The organism is Catenuloplanes nepalensis, from assembly GCF_030811575.1.
GTDB lineage: Bacteria > Actinomycetota > Actinomycetes > Mycobacteriales > Micromonosporaceae > Catenuloplanes > Catenuloplanes nepalensis.
On the sequence record NZ_JAUSRA010000001.1, the window covers coordinates 1,603,111 to 1,621,513 of the forward strand.

13 protein-coding genes are annotated in these 18,403 nt (G+C 70.8%); 9 read left to right on the forward strand and 4 right to left on the reverse strand.

Going from position 1 to position 18,403, the window contains the following annotated elements:
* Positions 1-109 precede the first annotated feature (109 nt).
* Genes J2S43_RS06635 through fxsT form a run of 4 tightly spaced genes read left to right on the forward strand, consistent with a single transcriptional unit; the run spans position 110 to position 8,224 of the window.
* Complete coding sequence (locus tag J2S43_RS06635; protein ID WP_306827713.1) at positions 110-442, forward strand: CU044_2847 family protein; 333 nt, start codon at positions 110-112, stop codon at positions 440-442.
* Complete coding sequence (locus J2S43_RS06640; RefSeq protein WP_370881607.1) at positions 439-2,880, forward strand: VMAP-C domain-containing protein; 2,442 nt, start codon at positions 439-441, stop codon at positions 2,878-2,880. Before J2S43_RS06635 ends, J2S43_RS06640 begins: the two co-directional genes overlap by 4 nt.
* A 2-nt stretch (positions 2,881-2,882) precedes the next feature.
* On the forward strand, positions 2,883-3,911 hold the full coding sequence (locus J2S43_RS06645; protein ID WP_306827715.1) for an AAA family ATPase: 1,029 nt from the start codon (positions 2,883-2,885) through the stop codon (positions 3,909-3,911).
* Entirely contained in the window at positions 3,911-8,224 is a 4,314-nt protein-coding gene (gene fxsT / locus J2S43_RS06650) for an FxSxx-COOH system tetratricopeptide repeat protein (protein WP_306827716.1), read from the forward strand. The genes J2S43_RS06645 and fxsT overlap by 1 nt, the downstream gene beginning before the upstream one ends.
* A 38-nt stretch (positions 8,225-8,262) precedes the next feature.
* Here the strand turns inward: fxsT and J2S43_RS06655 are convergent, their stop codons facing one another.
* Together J2S43_RS06655 and J2S43_RS06660 are read right to left on the reverse strand one after the other, a co-directional pair.
* On the reverse strand, positions 8,263-9,483 hold the full coding sequence (locus J2S43_RS06655; protein ID WP_306827717.1) for an aKG-HExxH-type peptide beta-hydroxylase: 1,221 nt from the start codon (positions 9,481-9,483) through the stop codon (positions 8,263-8,265).
* Between the two features lie 13 nt (positions 9,484-9,496).
* On the reverse strand, positions 9,497-9,670 hold the full coding sequence (locus J2S43_RS06660; protein WP_306827718.1) for an FxSxx-COOH-like cyclophane-containing RiPP peptide: 174 nt from the start codon (positions 9,668-9,670) through the stop codon (positions 9,497-9,499).
* 296 nt (positions 9,671-9,966) lie between these two features.
* Here J2S43_RS06660 and J2S43_RS06665 point away from each other — a divergent pair, with 296 nt between their 5' ends.
* Positions 9,967-11,502, forward strand: coding sequence for a PP2C family protein-serine/threonine phosphatase (locus J2S43_RS06665; RefSeq protein ID WP_306827719.1), 1,536 nt, complete (start codon positions 9,967-9,969; stop codon positions 11,500-11,502).
* 164 nt (positions 11,503-11,666) lie between these two features.
* On the opposite strand, the gene J2S43_RS06670 is transcribed toward J2S43_RS06665, so the two are convergent.
* Positions 11,667-12,323, reverse strand: a complete 657-nt coding sequence (locus J2S43_RS06670; RefSeq protein WP_306827720.1) for a type 1 periplasmic-binding domain-containing protein — start codon at positions 12,321-12,323, stop codon at positions 11,667-11,669.
* Between the two features lie 131 nt (positions 12,324-12,454).
* Here J2S43_RS06670 and J2S43_RS06675 point away from each other — a divergent pair, with 131 nt between their 5' ends.
* From J2S43_RS06675 to J2S43_RS06685, 3 genes are all read left to right on the forward strand, one after another.
* Positions 12,455-13,144, forward strand: coding sequence for a hypothetical protein (locus J2S43_RS06675; protein WP_306827721.1), 690 nt, complete (start codon positions 12,455-12,457; stop codon positions 13,142-13,144).
* 112 nt (positions 13,145-13,256) lie between these two features.
* Positions 13,257-15,152, forward strand: coding sequence for a fibronectin type III domain-containing protein (locus J2S43_RS06680; RefSeq protein WP_306827722.1), 1,896 nt, complete (start codon positions 13,257-13,259; stop codon positions 15,150-15,152).
* A 66-nt stretch (positions 15,153-15,218) separates the two neighbouring features.
* Positions 15,219-16,304 carry a COG1361 family protein gene (locus J2S43_RS06685; RefSeq protein WP_306827723.1) on the forward strand — a complete coding sequence of 362 codons (1,086 nt, stop codon included), beginning with the start codon at positions 15,219-15,221 and terminating at the stop codon, positions 16,302-16,304.
* 47 nt (positions 16,305-16,351) lie between these two features.
* On the opposite strand, the gene J2S43_RS06690 is transcribed toward J2S43_RS06685, so the two are convergent.
* The gene (locus tag J2S43_RS06690) at positions 16,352-17,584 is read right to left on the reverse strand and encodes a sulfite oxidase (RefSeq protein WP_306827724.1); all 1,233 of its coding nucleotides are present in this window, start codon (positions 17,582-17,584) and stop codon (positions 16,352-16,354) included.
* A gap of 280 nt (positions 17,585-17,864) precedes the next feature.
* Between J2S43_RS06690 and J2S43_RS06695 the strand changes: the two genes are divergently transcribed.
* Positions 17,865-18,236, forward strand: coding sequence for a hypothetical protein (locus J2S43_RS06695; protein WP_306827725.1), 372 nt, complete (start codon positions 17,865-17,867; stop codon positions 18,234-18,236).
* Positions 18,237-18,403 lie beyond the last annotated feature (167 nt).

The window sequence follows — 18,403 nt, forward strand, 5'->3', positions numbered from 1 at the left end:
TGCCCATCCGTCGTTCCGGGGTGACCCAGGGTGGTGTGCGCCACATAGAATGCTGATCATGCGAGGCGCCTCGCTCCTGATCAGACGCTCGGCACCGGAGGGTCTCACCATGCCTCAACTCACGCCGTTCGAGCTCGTCTCCGGACGACAGATCTTCGTCGAGGTGGAGGACGAGCAGACCGTGGTGCGCGTCGGAGGCCGCCGCGAGGCGGTCACCGGGGATGCCGCGTCCACGCTGGTCGGCGCGCTGTCCGACGTCCGGGAGGCGGCCGACGAGGCGATATCGGAACTGAGCCGGATGTCGGCCGCGCCGGCCCGCATCGAGTTGGCGTTCGGTGTGAAGCTGACAGCCGAGGCGAAGGCGGTCATCGCGAAGGCCGGGGCCGAGGCGCAGTTCACGGTGACCGTCGTCTGGGAGCGCGGCCCGGGTGATCCGGCTTGAACGCCGACTCCTGGCGAGTCCGGATCACCGCTCCTGACGGTCATCAACTCGGCGGCGGCGTCCTCATCTCTGACAACATCGTTCTGACCTGCGCACACATCTTCACGGACGCCGGCATCCATCCGCCGCTGGCCGAGGCCGGGGTGCGGGCCACCTTTCCGTTCTCGTCCTCCGGCTCGTCGTTCGAGCTGGAGGCGATGCCCGAGGGGTGGTTTCCGGCTGTCCAGCCGGAGGACGGCGGTGACATCGCGGTGCTGCGTCTGATCGGCGACGTTCCGGCCGGCGTGGTGCCGGCGCCGCTCGCGTCGGTCTCCGGGCGGCACGGCGCGACGGTCGCGGTGTTCGGGGGAGAGGACGACATGACGCGTGGCCGCTGGGTGAGCCAGCGGCTCGGTCGTGCCGCCGGGCCGAACGCCGAGTGGCTGCAGCTCGACGGGGCCGACGGTGCGAGCGCGGTGCGGAGTGGCTTCAGCGGCGGCGGCATAGTGCACACCGGCTCCGGCACCGACGTCGAGCCGGTGATCGGCCTGGTGGTCGCCGCCGGTGTCGGCCGGGCGGGCCACCTCTCCTGGATGATCCCGCTCGACGTCGTCGCACGGTACTGGCGGCCGCTGGCCGGCCTGATGCAGGGTGAGCGCCGGGCCGGCGCCCAGGACGATGCGGCGGTCGGCGATCGTCTGGTGCGCGCCCTGGCCGGCCTGCACAGCGTGCGCGATCGGGGGACGCTGCGCCGGATAGTCGAGCTCCTGCCGGACGTGGTGCGGATGGAGCTGGGTGCGCGGGCGGGCACGCCGTCGGTGGACGAGATCGTCGAGGTGTGCCGGCGCTGGTCGGGCGGTCTCCGAGACCTGATCCACACGGTGGCGTACTTCGAGCGGGACATCAACGGGGGCCGCCAGGATCTCACCGACGGGATCATCACCGAGTTCGGTGGTCACGACCTGCAGCCGGAGCGACCGCCGGCGCGCTACTCCGGCGCGCTCCAGCCCGAGCACCGCAAGCTGCTGGTCAACGCGCTCCGTGGGTTCGAACGGCTGCGCAGCCCCGTCGCCCGGCGGGTCTTCCTCGAGATGCTGGTCGACGACGTGTCAGAGGGCAGCGGCGCCCGGCTGAGCATCGAGGTCTCCGCCGATCTCGTGGTGGACATCCACGAGATCGTCAACAAGTGTCACGGCATCCCGGGTGCGCCGCAGAAGATGCTGGCGATCCTTCGGAACTTCTGCGACGACGAGCGGCCGGCGCTGGACAACCTCGCGCTGCAGATCGGGACGGTCTACCTGGAGGCGCTGCTCACCGACGCGGAGCGGGCGGCGATCCTGGGCCTGCTGCGGGACCTGCCGGTGGAGGTGCTGGATCGCGCGTATGCGCAGTGTCTGCCGGCGTTCGCGTTGAGGCAGGGCGGACCGCTCGCGGCCGGCGACTATCTGCGCCAAGTGGAGCGCATGACCGCGCCCGACGGCCTGCCGAGGGTCATCGTGTTCGCGGAGCACGTGGCCGGACGTGCCGAGACGGTTCGCGGCCCGCTTCGGGCCTGGTCGGACCGGCTGGCCATCCGCATGCGGATCGTCCGTGACCAGATCGAGGACCTGCGCCGGGGCATCGTCGTCGGCGACGAGGCGCCGGAGCCGTCGTACCTGGTCTGCCGGATCACGCCGGACGGCGTCGATCCCCACCAGTACGTCTACTCGGCCACGATCCAGATCGGCTCCGGTCCGGCACGCGCGCTCGCGAGCTCGGACGACGCGGCGGATCTGGCCACCACGAAAACGAAGATCGGAAGCACGCTCAAGACCGTTCCGCGCGAATTGAACTACAACCTGGACGCGCTGACCGTGGAGCTGGTGCTGCCGCGATCGCTGCTGACCGAGCCTGTTGATCAATGGCAGTTCCGGGATACGCAACCATATGTCCTCGGCCAGCGTCGCCGGCTGGTCATCCGCAGCTACGAGCGGATGAGCAGCGATCGCGATGATCTGTGGCCGCAATGGTTCGAGAAGTGGCGCGCGGTCGAAGACCAAATGACCACGGGAACGCACGTCATGGTTTTCACCGCGGATTCCGGGGCCATGGCGGAGCCCGATATCCGTCGACTAAGCTCGCCCGACGTGACCCTGCTCGCGCTCGGCCGCCCGCCCTATGAACGGGCAGATCTCGAAACGCCGGATGCGATCACCGCGGCCCTCTCCGAAGGAGTGCCATTCGTCATCTGGTGCCGAGACGGAAAGCTTTCAACGGAATTCCGGCGCACTCTCGAAACTTTCCTTCATCACAAGCCTGTTCGGGATCTGCCGAATCAGGTGTTCCGGTGGCGCCGCCAGACGGACGAGGCCGGAGACGATGTCGCCCGGTTCGCCGGCGAGCTCAGTCTCGTCGCGTGTGACGCCACCCGCGGCTCGCACGTTGCCCTCAGATACCTCAACTCACCGCGAAGAGGATGATCGTGACGGACGAGCCCCTGCCCGGCGACGCCGGCTGGAAGATCTATCGCGGCGACGGCCGGCGGCACGACGGCATCTCAAGGCTGCCCGACGCTCCGCCGTGGCGCCGGTTCGACGGCGAGACGCTCCCTCCGGCAGAGGACGCCACCGGTCCCGGGCAGACCGACCACCGGCCCGGCGCCGATCTGCGAGCGGAGGCGTACCGGCCCGATCCCGAGCTGGCTGACATGGTCAACGCCGCGATTTACCTGCGCCGGCCGCTGCTGGTCACCGGCAAGCCCGGCACCGGCAAGTCCACGCTCGCGCTCAGCGTCGCCTGGGAACTGCAGTTGGGTCCCGTGCTCTACTGGCCGGTGACGAGCCGGTCCCAGGTGCAGGAGAGCCTCTACCGGTACGACGCGGTCGGCCGCCTGCAGAAGGCGAACCTGCAACGCCTGCGCGACGAGGAGCCGTCGGCCGGAGCGGCCGAATTCATCGGTCTGGGACCCTTGGGCACCGCACTGGTGGCCCGGGACCGGCCTCGCGTCCTGCTCGTCGACGAGTTCGACAAGGGCGACATCGACCTGCCCAACGACCTGCTCAACGTGCTCGAGGAGGGCGAGTTCACCATTCCGGAACTGGCCCGTGAGCGGTCCGCGGAGCCGGTGCCGGTGGTCGCGGCGGACGGCACGACGGTGCAGGTCAGGAACGGCCGGGTGCGGTGCCACGCGTTCCCGGTCATCATCATCACCAGCAACGGCGAGCGCGAGTTCCCGCACGCGTTCCGGCGGCGGTGCCTGCACGCGCGGATCAGCGCGCCGAGCCGGGCGAAGCTCGAGACGATCGTTCGCGAGCAGCTCGGCGCGCCGGCGACCGCGGAGGTCGAGGCGCTGTTCAACCGGTTCATCGCCGAACGGGACGCGGCCGACCTGCCGACCGACCGCCTGCTCAACGCCATCTACCTCGCGCTGTCCGGATTGACGAGCGATCAGCAGGCGAGCCGGCGAGTGATCGACAACCTCTTCGCGCCGCCCGGTAGCGAGGCCTCGTAGTGACGAACGGCATCGTCGAGCGCCTCGTCCTGGCCACCGGCGGGCTCGAGCCCACGGCCACCGATCTCGCCGATGCGCTGTGGCTGCTGCGGGCGGTCTCCCCGGCACCGGTGGTGCCGCCGGCGCCGCGGCCGGCCACGCCGGAGCCGCCGGAGGCCCCGGAGTCGCAGGTCCCGTCTCCACCGGCACAGCCCGGCCCGGGCGAGCCACCGGAGACCGGCGCCGGGCCGGACCCGGCCCACCTCGGCCCGGGGACGGGTCAGGCTGCGGAACCGGCGCTCGCCGAACCGGTGCCCGTGCAGGTGGAGGTCCACCACGAAGCCGCCGTCCCGCCCGTGGAGCAGCGCAACACGCTGCGCACGCCCGCGGGCAGCGCGCTTCCGAACCGTCTCGGCCTCGAGCTCGCGCTGCGGCCGTTGAAGCGACGGGTGCGCAACGGTGCCGGCACGGTGCTGGACGCCGATGCCACGGCGGACCTGGCGGCCGACACCGATCTGTGGCTGCCCGTCTTCGCGCCCGCGGAGGAGCGGTGGCTGGACGTGGCGCTGGTCGTCGACGAGTCCCGGTCGATGGAAGTGTCCGCGCAGACCGTCGGCGAGCTCGACACCCTGCTGCGCGACCTGGGCGCGTTCCGTGACGTGCGGCTCTGGAGTTGTGACAGCGACGCCCCCGGCGTGCTGAGCGTGACGCCACGCGGCAGCGGACAGCGGGCCGGGCCGCCCGGTGCACTGGTCGATCCGCGCCGGCGGCGGGCCGTCGTCGTGGTCAGCGACACGATCGGCCCCGCCTGGCGGGACGGCCGGATGGCGGCGGCGCTGTCGGTGTGGGCGGACGCCGGGCCGGTTGCCGTCGTCCAGCCGCTGCCGCAGCGGTTGTGGGACGACTGCGGCCCACGGGTCTGGCCGGTGCGTCTGCGGTCGGCCGGTCCCGGTGCCGCGAATCGCGACCTGACCTATGCGTCCGCCAGCCCGGCGATCGTGCCGGCCGAGTCCGGTGTCGCGATCCCGGTGCTGGAGCTCGAGCGGCGCTGGCTGGCGAGCTGGGCCGCGCTGATGACCGCCGGTGAGGGCACGATGTTCCGGGGGAAGGCGCTGCTGCTCGGCCGGATGCTCGACGGTGAGCACAACGCCGAGGGCCCGGCCGGGCCGCCCGAGACCGTGCTGCACAGGTTCGCCGAGACGGCGTCCAAGGACGCGTTCCGTCTGGCGGAACTGCTGGCCGCGGCCGCACCGCTGACCTTGCCGATCATGACGTTGATCCAGAACGCCCAGTTGCCGGAATCGGCGCCCTCCGCGTTGCGCGAGGTGTTCCTCGGTGGCCTGCTCATCCGAGTGAACTCCGACGATTCGCCTCATCACTCACGAACGGCAGAATACGATTTTCTTCCAGGACTACGTTCTGTCCTGTTGGGCGAACTGAGTAGGCGCGAGGCACTGGAGGTGCTGGCCGAGGTATCGCAGTACCTGGCACGACGTCTGGGAGTATCTGTCGACTTTCTCTCCGTCCTCGCATCCGAAGAGGATGTAGTCGATCTTGATCCTGCCTATAAAGCGTTCGCCACGGTGGCCATAGCGGTTCTGGACGCCGCCGGTGGGGTGTACCGTGACAGGGCGGAACGGCTGCGCGAGTTGATGGGGACGCCCGTGCGCGTGCCGTCGAGCCAACGGTCACGTCCCAGCAGAGAGAATGTCGTGGATTCCAGAGGCGTAACGCTATCCCAGAACCAGGCCGCTATCCCGGCGATGTTGCCGACCCCGGCCGGATGGACGAGCGTACCGTCTCGTAACACGAACTTCGTCGGGCGCGAGGACATACTCGACAACGTTCGCGGGCTTCTCCTCAACTCGCCGCAGACCGCGGTGCTGCTGCCGCGCGCGCTCTTCGGTCTCGGCGGCGTCGGTAAGACGCAGATCGCGCTGGAATACGCGCATCGGCACCGCGCCCGGGGTGACTACGACCTCATCTGGTGGGTGGCCGCGGAGGACCCGTCCGAGGTGCGGCGTTCCCTCGTCGACCTCGCCAAGGAGCTCAAGCTGCCGGTCACCGGCGACTCGGCGGAGACCATCCGCCGCGTGCTCCAGGCGCTGTCCGACCGCTCGCCGTACCGTCGCTGGCTGATCGTCTTCGACAACGCGCCGGACCCGCAGAGCCTTGGGGCCGGTCTCACGGCCGAGAGCGGCGGTCTTGTTCCGGACACGCGGGCCGGCCACGTCCTGATCACCACGCGCGAGCTCTCCTGGACCGAAGGCGGCCGTTCGGTCCAGGTCGAGGTCGGCCTCTTCAGCCGGGAGGAGAGCGTCGCGTTGCTCCGCCAGGGCATCCGCCCCGGCGTCACGCCGCCGCCCGGCATCCGCAATGAGCCGATCATGTCCGAGGAGGACGCGCAGCTCGTCGCGCAGCGGCTGGGTGACTTCCCGATCTCGCTCGCGCAGGCCGCGGCGTGGATCCGCGAGACCGGCCGGTCCATTCAGGAATATCTGCGACTCGTGGACGAGGAGATGACCCGGCAGCAGGAGGCCCACCTGCCCGAGGGATATCCGCGGCACGCCTCGGCGGCGATGAGTATCGCGATCCGGCAGCTCGACGACAGTTCCGCCACCGCGGCGCAACTGCTGCGGCTCAGCTCGTACTTCGGCCCGGAGTGGATTTCGCTGGACATGCTGTACCGGGCCCGGCTGGCCGCCCAGTCCTACGGCTCGGTCGAGTCCGTCCTGCGGGACCAGGCGCCGCTGCAGCGCACCGTGCGCACGATCGGCCGTCTCGAGCTGGCGCGGTACGACACGCGCCGCGAGCGGTTCCAGATCCACCGCCTGGTGCAGGCCATGGTGCAGGCCGAGATGGACTCGTCCCAGCAGGTCGAGGCGGCTCGCACGGTGCAGCAGATGCTGGCGCAGGCCAACCCGGGCAACCCCGACCGGATCGCGCAGTCGGAGATGGACAAGCACGCGGAGCTGTCCGCGCACATCGTCCCGTCCGGAGTGATCGACTCCGACCAGGCGGCCGCCCGTCGCGTGGTGCTGGACCAGATCCGGTACCGCTTCAATCTCGGCGACTACGAGAGTTCGCGCGACCTGGCGCAGCTCGTGCTGCCGGCCTGGACCGCCCGCTGGGGCGAGGACGACGAGCTGACCCTGCTGGCCCGCCGCCACCTGGCCAACGCGATCCGGCAGCTCGGCGACACGGTCCGCGCGCTGGAGCTGGACGAGGAGATTCTCGAGGCGTTCCGGCGCACGCTCGGCCCGCAGCACGAGCACTCGATGGCGACGGTCAACAGCGTCACCGCCGGTCTGCGCGCGCTGGGCCGCTTCGAGGAGGCGCTCCGGCTCGACCGGGAGAACTACGAACTCCAGCTGCGCACGCTCGGCGAGGAGGACGTCTCCACGCTGCGTACCGCGAACTCGGTCGGCGTCGACTACCGCATGGTGGGGAACTTCGAGGCCGCGCTGGAGATCGACCAGTGGAACGTGACGGCGGGCCGAGCGCTGCTCGGTTCGCGGCACGGTCTCTACTTCGCCTGGGTCGGCAACGTCGCCCGTGACCTCTACGGGCTGGGCAACTACTCGGAGTCCCTCCGGGTGCAGGAGGAGATCTTCCCGCGCATGGAGGCCGTCCTCGGCACCAACCACACGTGGACGCTCGGCGCCCGGCGCATCATCGTGATGGGCTATCGCAAGCTCGGGCAGGCCGCGAAGGCGGAGACGTACGCGCGCGAGCTGCTGATCGCCAGCCAGAACCGGCTCGGCGCCGCCCACCCGGAGACGCTGCTGGCCCGGGTGAGCCTGGTCAACGTGCTGCGCGAGACGGGGAAGCTGGCCGAGGCGGTCGAGGCCGGCCGGACGACGATGGAGCTCTACCAGGGACGGGTCGCGGAGCAGCACTACCGGCAGCTGTTCGCGGCCAACATGGCGATCGTCCACCGCCAGGCCAGCGAGGTGCAGCGTGCCCGGGAGTTGAACGAGGTCACGCTCGGCGAGCTACGCGCGAGCTTCGGTGAGCAGCATCCCTACACACTGTGCTGCGCGTCGAACCTGGCGAGCGATCTCGCGGCGACCGGCGCGTCCGGTGAGGCGCTGACGCTGTCCCGGGAGACGTACGAGACGTCCGTGACGGTCCGGGGTGACGCACATCCGTACACGCTGGCCGCCGCGAACAACTACGCGATCGACCTCGCGGCGAACGGCGAGGACGCCGCGACGCTCCGGCAGCAGACGCTCGACGCTCTGCGCCGGGCGCTCGGCGAAGCGCATCCGCAGACGGTCCTGGCCAAGGACGGTAAGCGGATCGACGCCGACATCGAGCCCTCGCCGGCCTGATCCGCGGTTCTGCGTCGCGTGCGGTGGCCGTTCGTGTCTCAGCCGTTGCGCCGCTGCCAGGTCCGATGCGTGTCGTCGAGTGCGCGATGCGCCCGCCGCACGACCGCGGCCGGCAGCGGCACGGCGAGCAGACCGTCGAGTGACCGCCGCATCCCGGCCGCGAACCGTTCACCGGCCGGGGTGAGTGCGCCGCTCGCCTGGACCGACCGCAGGGCGACGTCCACGCGGGCGCGGGTCGCGGCGAACTCGGCTGTCGCGGTGATCTCGACGGACGGTTCTGCACGGAGGCCGTTCCAGGCGTCCGCTACACCGAGGAACGCGTAGACGCCGTGTAAGAGCCCGCTGACCGGCCGCGGATCCGTGCGCCACGGCGCGAAGTACCGGCCGGTGTGCCCGGGAACCGCGAGCCGGTGCAGCGTCAGCAGCGCATCGAGTTTGTTGTGCTGGAACTCGTGCACCATGTCGACGGCGAAGGCCACCGGCGAGGCCGGCGTCGTCGCGCCGAACGCGCCGTAGGCGTCGCCGACCGTCGCGCTCTGGGCGGCGTGCGGTGAGTCCGGTTCCAGCGGCACCAGGCACCGCAGGCCCGCCGAGATCTCGGCGGCACGCGCCGGCAGCCGGCGTTGCAGCAGGTCCCACGCCGAGGCGAAGACCTCGCGCCAGCCGTCTACCGCGGCCGGGCTCAGCCGGTCCGCGGCGGGGACGTGATGACCGCCCCGATAGGGGTCGATGTCGTTCAGGACCACTCCGCATCCGGGATGCAGCCGCCGCAGGGGCTGCCAGGCCGGGTGTGCCTCCGCGGTGGCGAGGGTGATCGAATCGCCGCTCACCGCGCTGGTGGAGACCCTGCCCGCGGTCGGGAACACCACCCAGCCGTCCCGCGCGGCCGGTGTCACGGAGGCCTCCACACCCGCGCGGTGCGCCGCCGTCGCCGCGATCGCGCCGAGATGGGCGAGGTGTGCGTCGAGCGGTCCGCTGCCACGCTGGATCGCTCGCGCGGTCTGTGCGGCCCAGGCGCCGACCATCGGATCGGACAGCAGGCCGCAGCTTCGCGGGTCGCGGCGCTGCGCCTCCGCCACGGTCGCGAGCCAGTCGCGTAGTACGGGCCGTGCCGAGGCGCAGGAGTCGATGATGAACGTGAGAAGCAGCAGCGTGCGACTCAGGCGGAGGCTGCGTAACTCGTGGATCGCCGGGGCGCCGCCGTGACCGGCGGCGAGCGTCGCGAAGAGGCCGGGGCTGAGCGTGAACGGCTTCAACACGCGTGGGGCTCGGTCACGGCGAGTTCGTGAACGCCGCAGCCACGGTCTCCGACGCCGCCACCTCCGCCGCCACCTGGCGGGCGATCTCGCCCAGCACGCCGCCCGCGTCGATGATCTCGTCGAGTGGGACGTCGCTGAGGTCCGGAAGGGCCGGTAAGTCCCGGGTCGGCTCGCCAGGCTTGTCCATCCGGGGTGGCCTCCTATGCGGCGTGGCTCCGACGACTCTTGTGGAGTGGGGCCACGTTGCCGAAAACATCCACGGCGCACGTGTGCGTCGTCTCCGGGAACGACGGTCGGCCGCGCACACCCGGGGCCTCGGCATCAGCCGATCGCCATGCCCACGATACGTCGATCTCGGCTACTTTCCTAGATGTGGACACTCACTCTGCGCATTGGCCGACCGCCTGTGTCACCCGGTAGGGAGACGCGAGCTTCGGCCGGGTGTGCCGCAGGACGTGACCATCGCTCGGCTAGATTCACCTGGTGGATGACGTCTTCGAGGCCGCAGGGTCGCTGCGGGCGGCCTACGCCGCCGTGGACTGGGCATCCACGCCGCTCGGGCCGGTCTCGTCGTGGAGCCCGACGCTGATCGCGACGGTGCGGATGGCGCTGCGCACCCGGTTCGCGGTCACGCTGATGTGGGGGCGTGAGTTCGTGCTGGTCTACAACGAGGCCTACGTGCAGATGCTCGCGGACAAGCATCCGCGCGCGCTCGGCCGCCCGGCCCGGGAGGTCTTCCCGGAGGTCTGGGACACCATCGACCCGATGCTCCAGCAGGCGGCCGACGGGGAGCGGGCCACCTGGGTCAAGGACCTACGGCTGCTGATGAACCGGCACGGTTTTCTCGAGGAGACGTTCTTCACGTTCTCCTACTCCGCGGTCGCCGGCCCGGACGGCCCGGTCGAAGGCGTGATCGACATCGCGTCGGAGACGACGGAGCAGGTGGTCGGCAACCGGCGGCTGGCGCTGCTCTATCGGCTCAACGAGCAGCTGGCGGGCGCGGCCGACCAGGCGGCGCTGCTGGACCGGGCGCTGCCGGTGCTGCGGTCCGCGCCGGACGACCTGGCCGACGTGACGCTCACGCTCGCGGCCGCGTTGGAGCCGCGGGCGCGGGTGCCGGTCGAGGTCCTACTGGACGACGGGGTCGCCCGGATTCGGCTCGGTGACGGCGCGGGCCTGCTGACCGCCACGCTCAGCCCGCACCTGACCGTGGACGAGCGGTATCTGGGGTTTCTGCGCCTGATCGGCGGCGCGCTCACCCAGGTGCTGGACCGCATCCAGGTCCGGCAGGCCGAGCAGCTGCTGGCGTCGCTGGAACGGTCGATGTCCGAGGCACTGCAGGACAGCCTGCTCACCCGCGCGGCGCAGCCGGAGCAGGTGCGCGTCGCGGTCCGCTATCGCACGTCGATCGCCCAGGCGCACATCGGCGGCGACTGGTACGACGCGTTCCAGCTCGCCGGCGGACTGCACACCGTGGTGATCGGCGACGTCACCGGCCACGACCGGGGCGCCGCGGCCGCGATGGCGCAGATTCGCAACATGCTGCGCGGCATCGCGTACACGGTGGAGCGGCCGCCGTCGGTGCTGCTGGCCGCGCTGAACGACGCGATGCTCGGGCTCGGCGTCGACCGGTTCGCCACGGTCGTGCTCGGCCAGTTCCGCGACGAGCCCGGCCGGCGCACGTTCCGCTGGTCGAACGCCGGCCACCCGCCCCCGGTGCTGCTGCACCCGGACGGCACCGCGGAGCTGCTGCGCCGGCCGTCGGAGATCCTGCTCGGCGTGCTGGGCACGCCGGTCCGCTCCGACCATGAGATCACGCTCGAACCCGGCGCGGCCGTGGTCCTCTACACCGACGGCCTGATCGAGCGCCGCGGCGTCTCGTTCGACGAGTCGCTGCGCGACCTCGTGGACACGCTCGCCGGCCGCGCCACCCTCGACGCCGAGCAGCTCTGCGACCTGCTGCTGGACCGCTACGCCGCACTCGCGGAGGACGACATCGCGCTCACCGTCATCCGCTGACGGTCCGAACAGGACCGTCCGCGGGACCCGGCTACCGCCCCGGCCCTCGCCCCGGCCCTCGCCCCTGAACCGGAGTCGACACCGGCCCTCCGCCACCACGCCGGAAGCGGGAAGAGAGCCTTTCCGGTCTTGAATTCACTTCGGACGCTGCGGAGCGCGTCAGGTCAGAACCTGTCCATCCAGATGACGACGCCGGTCACGTTGTGGAGGACGGCGGCGACGCCGGCGCGGATGGCGGCGGCGCAGCGGTCCGGGGTGAACGAGGCCGGGTCGAAGACGGTGGCGGCGCCGTTGCCGGTGCCGCGGAACGACGCGCCGGTCCAGCCGACCGAGGTGACGTTGCCGGTGGGTTCCGGCAGTTCCGCGCCGACGACCAGGAACTGCTGGTCGAGGTGGCTGGCGGTGACCACGGCGAGCGCGTCGATCAGGTCGTTGCCGGCGCTGACGATCAGGTCGGGGCGCATCTCGATCGCCTCGACGATGCCGTCGACGTGGTGCGCGTCCGCGTCGACCGTGCGCAGGTCGACGTCCTCCGCGTCGGCCCACGCCTCGATCGCGCCGATCACCGCCGTCGCCGGCCCGTCGGTGCCCGCGGTGAGCAGAACGACACGGTAGTCCTCGGACGGGTGCACCTGCGACCACGATCCGGGTACCGGCGTGACCGTGCCGGCCGGCGTCGGCGGCGCGGACGGGTCGGTGAAGCCGGGTCCGAGCGAGCCGATCGGGGCCGGCGACGGGTGCGGCCGGTCCGCCCAGTCGTCGCCGGTGCCGCAGCCGGTCACGATCAGCGCGGTGAGCAGGGCCAATGACCGGAGTCGCACGGATTTTCCTCGGGTGGGCGGGCAGGTGCGGCTCCTTACTACTCCGCCCCGGTGTGACCTGGAAGGCTTGTCGCCAACCGTTCTCCCGCGATCTGGATCTTGTTAATCCGCGGGGTGCAGCGTGCACTCTCATGTTCAGACGCGCAGCCGCTCTCGGCCTCACCGCGGCGGCGCTCGCCGTCCTCGCCGCCGCTCCGGCGCAGGCGCACGGGTTCACCTCCACCGTCTACGCCGACGTGACCGCGCGGCAGGACCGGGTCGAGGCGAACCTGCAGCTGGAGTACGACCTGCTGTTCGTGTCCGCGGCCGACTTCATGGGGGACGACCCGCTGTTCCGCGCGGGTGACGCCGCGTTCCAGGCCGGTGACACCGTGGCCCAGGCGACCGCGGTCAACAACCACCGGGACACGATCATCGGGTACGTGTCGGAGCGCTTCACGGTCTCGGCCGGCGGGCGCGCGTGCACCGCGGCGGACGCCGGCGCGATCACGATCGGCGAGCAGGAGGGCGTGCCGTACGCGATCCTGCCGCTGACCTGGGACTGCCCGCCGGGCGGCGGTGGTCACTCGATCCGCAGCGGCCTGTTTCCGGACAGCGAGGAGTACGTGCGGGACACTACGACCCGGATCACGTACACACTCGACGGCCGCACCGGCACCGTCGCGCTGACCCCGGCCGAGCCGGAGTTCTCCACCGGAACGCCGTGGTGGCGTAACCCGTGGGTGTACGCGGTCCCACTCATCGTGGTCGCGGCCGCGGCACTTGTGCTCCTGCGCCGCCGTGTCACGTCGCGCGCGTCACAGAGTCCCAGCTCTTCCTAGGTACGCCACCGCTGCGCCCGGCCCGGTTCATGGGCGGTTCATCGCGTACCACCAAGTTGATCAACGCTTTTTCAGCACCACATCTCATCTGGAAATGAGGAAGAACAAGCCGATGAGAAACAGCAACCTCACGGCGCGCCGGCTGACCGCAGGGTCCGCCGCCGCGTTCGTGGGTCTGACCGCCGCGCTCGGCAGTGGACTCGGTAACCCCGTGTTCGCGGCCGACGCCGCCACGCTGAGCGGCATCATCCTCGGGGTGGGCGCGGACGAGACCCAGCGCATCGTGACCTGGTACTCGTCCGCGGACACGTCGCAGTCCATCCAGCTCGCGCCGACCGCGCGGGTGAAGGACGGCGAGTTCCCGGCGGACGCGGCGACCATCGCGGCGATCGGTGGAGCGAACGTCGCGGCCAGCGGCGGCTTCAACCGGCACGCGACCATCACCGGGCTCTCGGAGCACACGGCGTACTCGTACCGGGTGGGTACGGAGGGGAACTGGTCCCCGTCGTACTCGTTCAAGACGCAGGACTTCGAAGGCGACTACGACTTCCTGTTCTACGGCGACCCGCAGATCGGGGCCTCCGGCAACCTGGCCAACGACCAGGCCGGCTGGGCGGACACGATGAACGCGTCGCTGGCCGCCAACCCGGACGCCGAGCTCCTGGTGTCCGGCGGCGACCAGGTCGAGACCGCCGGCAACGAGGCGCAGTGGACGGCGTTCCTCGCGCCGGAGCAGCTGCGGCAGTACCCGTGGGCCGCCACCATCGGTAACCACGACGTCGGTTCCAAGGCGTACGAGCAGCACCTGTTCACCCCGAACACGGACTACTCGGGCAGGTACTACTCCAACGGGAACCCGGCGTCGAACACCTCCGGTGGCGACTACTGGTTCATCTACAAGGACACGCTGTTCATCGACCTGAACAGCAACTCCTACGCCACCTCCCAGGGTGGCGGCGGTGACGAGGCGCACCTGCAGTACGTGGCCGAGACCGTCCGGCAGCACGGCGCCAAGGCGAAGTGGACGGTGCTGGTCTACCACCACGCCATCTACTCGCCCGCGGCGCACGCCAAGGACGGCGACGCCAAGGTCCGGCGGAACGACTTCCCGACCGCCTTCTCCAACCTCGGCGTCGACCTGGTGCTCCAGGGTCACGACCACGCGTACTCGCGCAGCTACTCGATCAAGAACGGCGCCAAGGAGAACCCCGACGAGCAGCCCGGTGCTGCCGAGGTCTTCCCCGGTCCCGGCGGTGTCATCTACGTGACCTCGAACTCGGCCTCGGGCTCGAAGTACTACGACATCACCAAGCCGGACGCCAGCGGCACCAACGGGCCGGACCCGCTGAAGCCGGAGAACTACTGGTACAACTCGGCGCAGAGCCAGGAGAAGGTGCGCAGCTACACCAAGGTGAAGGTGCGCAACGACGAACTGGTGGTCGAGACCGTGCGCAGCCAGGCCAAGGGCGACGCCCCGGTCGGTTCGCTGGTCGACTCCGTGACGGTCCGGCCGTTCCACGGTGACAACCAGGAGATCCAGGTCAACGTGCCGACGGCGGCGCCCGGCGAGTTCGGGTGGACGATCGACGGCTACAACGGCCTGGTCGACCTGGGCACGGCGCAGGAGGTCGACGCGGCGTACTTCGCGGCGTCCGGCCAGATCAACCCGATCCTGGTCACGGACACGCGCCGCTCGCTGTCGCCGTGGTCGGTCTCGGCCAGCGTGGGTGACTTCGTGGACGGCGACAAGTCGTTCTCGGGCGCCTACCTCGGCTGGGCGCCGAAGGTGATCACCCCCGGTGCCGGTGCCGTGGCCGGGCCGGTGGCGCCGTCCGCGTACACCGCCGGTGGCGAGGGCCTGTCCGTCTCGCGCGGTCTGGCCTCGGCGGCGCAGGGTCACGAGCGTGGCTCCGCGAAGGTCGGCGCCGACCTGGATCTGAAGATCCCGGGCGAGGTCGACAAGGGCTCGTACCGCACCACCCTGACGATCACCGCGCTGAGCAGCTGATCGTTTCTCTCGAAGTCGGCGGGGCGGGCCTCGTGCCCGCCCCGCCTCTCGTTAAGGACTCCCGTCATGCGTTGGAAGAACACCGTCCTGGCCGTGCTCGTGGCCGCCGTCTCGGCCGGCCTGTGGGCCACCCCGGCAACGGCTGCCTCGGTGATGGCCGCACCGGTGGCCGCTTCGCCGATGCCTGCCTCGGCGATGCCTGCCTCGGTGATGGCCGAGGAGGGTGATGTGACCTGGACGGTGCGGACCGCCTCGAACAGCCTCGGCGCCGACCGGTCCAGCTACAGCTACGCCATCAACCCCGGGGCCACGGTCTCCGACGCCATGGTGGTCGCGAATCGCGGCACCGATGCGCTGTCGCTGACCGTCTACGCCGCGGACGGCTTCACCACCGGTGAGGGCGGGCTCGACCTGCGCAACAGGGACGTGGCGCAGACCGGCATCGGCGTGTGGGCCACCGCACCGGCCGCGTCGGTGACCGTGGCGCCGGGCCAGACCGTGGACGTGCCGTTCACCGTCGCGGTGCCGGCCAACGCCACGCCCGGTGACTACGTCGGCGGCATCGTCACGTCGCTGACCCGCCCGGACGCCAGCCAGCAGGTCAATGTGGAGCGCCGCCTCGGCATCCGGATCAAGCTGCGGGTCGGCGGCGCGCTCGCCCCGGCACTCGCCGTCTCCGACCTCAGCGTCTCCTACGACGGATCGTGGAACCCGTTCGCGGGCGGCACGGCCACGGTGTCGTACACGATCCGCAACACCGGCAACACCACGCTGTCCGCCACCCAGGCCGCGTCCGTGGCCGGGCCGTTCGGCTGGTGGCGCTCGGACGCCGGCGACATCGCGGCCCCGCCGGAGCTGCTGCCCGGCGAGTCCTGGCCGGTCACCGTGCCGGTCGCGGACGTCCCCGCGGCACTGCTGCTGACCGGCACCGCCACGCTGACCCCGCTGGTCGTCGACCCGTCCGGCTCCCGCTCGATGCTGGAGCCGGTCTCCGCGGACGCGACGGCCTGGGCCGTACCGTGGCTGCTCCTGCTGTTGATCCTGGTGTTGATCGCTCTGGTCGTGCTCGCGCTCCGGCTGCGCCGCCGCCGCAGGGCCCGCGAGGACGCCCGCGTGGCCAAGGCCGTGCAGGAGGCACTGGCCGCGAAGTGATCAGGGCGTCCCCCATGCCGTTCTCACCACATGGGGGACGCCGTGGCTCAGGCGACCGTCACCGGGTGCCGGACCTGGGCGCCGAAGAGGTAGCCGAGCGTGTTGTGCGGGACCGTCACCGGCTGGGTCGCGCCGGTCACGTCGGTGGCGCGGGCGATCAGCGTGTGCTGCCCGGCCGTGGCCGGTGACCAGTCGATCCGCCAGCGCTGCCAGGCGTTCGCCAGGTTCGGGCCGGTGGTGTGCGCGCGCCGCCAGGTGGTGCCGCCGTCCGTGCTGACGTCGACGTGCCGGATCGGGCCGTTCGCGGACCAGGAGCGGCCGGTGAGCGTGGTGCGGGACAGCGGCAGCGTGGCGCCCCAGGCGAGCTCGAACGCGCTCTTCACCACCTGCTCGTCGATCAGCGTGCCCTCGGCCGGGTGGTCCGCGCCGAACAGCCGGTAGAACTGGGTGTTCCACGGTGAGAACAGCGGCTCCGCGGCGACCTCGATCGCGCCGGCCCACTTGATCGAGGAGATGCCGATCCAGGACGGCACGACCACGCGCAGCGGCGCGCCGTGGTCCGGCGGGAGCGGTGCGTCGTTGAGTTCCCAGGCGAGCAGCACGTCGTCGAGCGCCTTACCGATCGGCAGCGGGCGGCGCACCGGCCCGAGGTCGACGCCACCGCTGACGAAGTTCGCGTCCAGGCCCTGTGGCTGCACGTCCACCGCGTCCCGGCGCAGCCCGGCCGCGCGCAGCACGGTGCCCAGCCGAACGCCGTGCCAGCGGCCGACGCCGATCGCGCCGAGCTTCCAGGCCGTACCCGAGACGGTCTGGCCCTGTTGTGTGGTGAAGAGACTGCGGCCGTTGCCCGCGCACTCCACCGCCGCCGTGATCGTCTCGCGTGGCAGCCGTTTGAGCTGGTCCAGGCTGAATTCGACGGGCGCGCGAAGGCCACTGCCGAAGAGCTTCAGCCGGTACGTGACCGGGTCGATGATCGGCGTGCTGGTGTGGTTGCGGACGAAGAAGCGGTCCACCGGCACCAGGTAGCCGGTGTCCTTCAGCGACTCCCATCTGGTCTCCGCGTTCGTTCCGAAGACCGTGAACAGTTCCGGCGGCAGCGGCTTCACGATCGGCCCGTCCGCCGCCCGCGCCGCCCCGCCCGCGCTCCCGGCGCCGATCGCGCCACCGACGCCCACCGCGGCCGCCAGCCGCATCAGGTCACGCCGCGTGAACCCGCGGCCGCTCGCCCGCCCGTCCCGCCACTGCTCCAGCCGCAGCCGGTCATACGTCGTCTCGTCCATCGAAACAGCCAACCATATCTATCGGTCAGATAGGAATAGCCGCGCGGTCATGGCGGGGGAACCGTGGCGTACCAGATGATGTCCGTGCTGGGTATCGGGTGTCCTGGTGGTTTAACCGGCTGTTATCCGAACCGTAGGGTACGGGCGGCCAATTCTCGCCGCTCGATTTCGGTCCGTGTGGACGTCGTGTAAGGCTGCGCTGAACCCGTCCAAGATCTACTCACGGACGGTAGTCGCACGGAAGCGAAATGGCAACAGAGTTGAGCGGGGAAGAAAGAGAATGGCCAGCATCGACATCGCACTGAAGGAAGCCATGACGATCGACGGCGCCATCGGCGTCGCGCTCGTCGACTACACCAGCGGCCTGACGCTCGGCGTGCTGGGCGGCGGCACCATCGACATGACGGTCGCCGCGGCTGGCAACACCGACGTGGTGCGCGCCAAGCTGCGCACCCTGGAGATGCTGGGCCTTTCGGACGGCATCGAGGACCTGCTGATCACGCTCGACACCCAGTACCACCTGATCCGGCTGATGCAGCCCCGGCGCCCGGGCGAGGCGCTGCTGCTCTACATGGTGCTGGACCGCAGCCGGGCGAACCTGGGCCTGGCCCGCCACCGCCTGCGCCGCGTCGAGGCGGAACTCGAGGTCTGAGCGGGTAGCGGGGCGGGCGTGCCGCACATCACGTGAGCGCGCCCGCCGATCGCGCCGCCCTCGCATTGACAATCCATAGTGGTACGCCGACCATGGCCTGGTTCGCGGTCGACGCCGGCGGACGCCATACGCTGCTGAGCGACGCCGGAGGCGTTTCGGTGACCGGA

What these genes read in the sequence shown, in the direction of transcription:
- J2S43_RS06635 (WP_306827713.1), top strand. Translation starts at nt 110, where the DNA reads ATGCCTCAACTCACGCCGTTCGAGCTCGTCTCCGGACGACAGATCTTC.
- J2S43_RS06660 (WP_306827718.1), bottom strand. Translation starts at nt 9,670, where the DNA reads ATGGACAAGCCTGGCGAGCCGACCCGGGACTTACCGGCCCTTCCGGAC.
- J2S43_RS06675 (WP_306827721.1), top strand. Translation starts at nt 12,455, where the DNA reads ATGTTCAGACGCGCAGCCGCTCTCGGCCTCACCGCGGCGGCGCTCGCC.
- J2S43_RS06680 (WP_306827722.1), top strand. Translation starts at nt 13,257, where the DNA reads ATGAGAAACAGCAACCTCACGGCGCGCCGGCTGACCGCAGGGTCCGCC.
- J2S43_RS06685 (WP_306827723.1), top strand. Translation starts at nt 15,219, where the DNA reads ATGCGTTGGAAGAACACCGTCCTGGCCGTGCTCGTGGCCGCCGTCTCG.
- J2S43_RS06690 (WP_306827724.1), bottom strand. Translation starts at nt 17,584, where the DNA reads ATGGACGAGACGACGTATGACCGGCTGCGGCTGGAGCAGTGGCGGGAC.
- J2S43_RS06695 (WP_306827725.1), top strand. Translation starts at nt 17,865, where the DNA reads ATGGCCAGCATCGACATCGCACTGAAGGAAGCCATGACGATCGACGGC.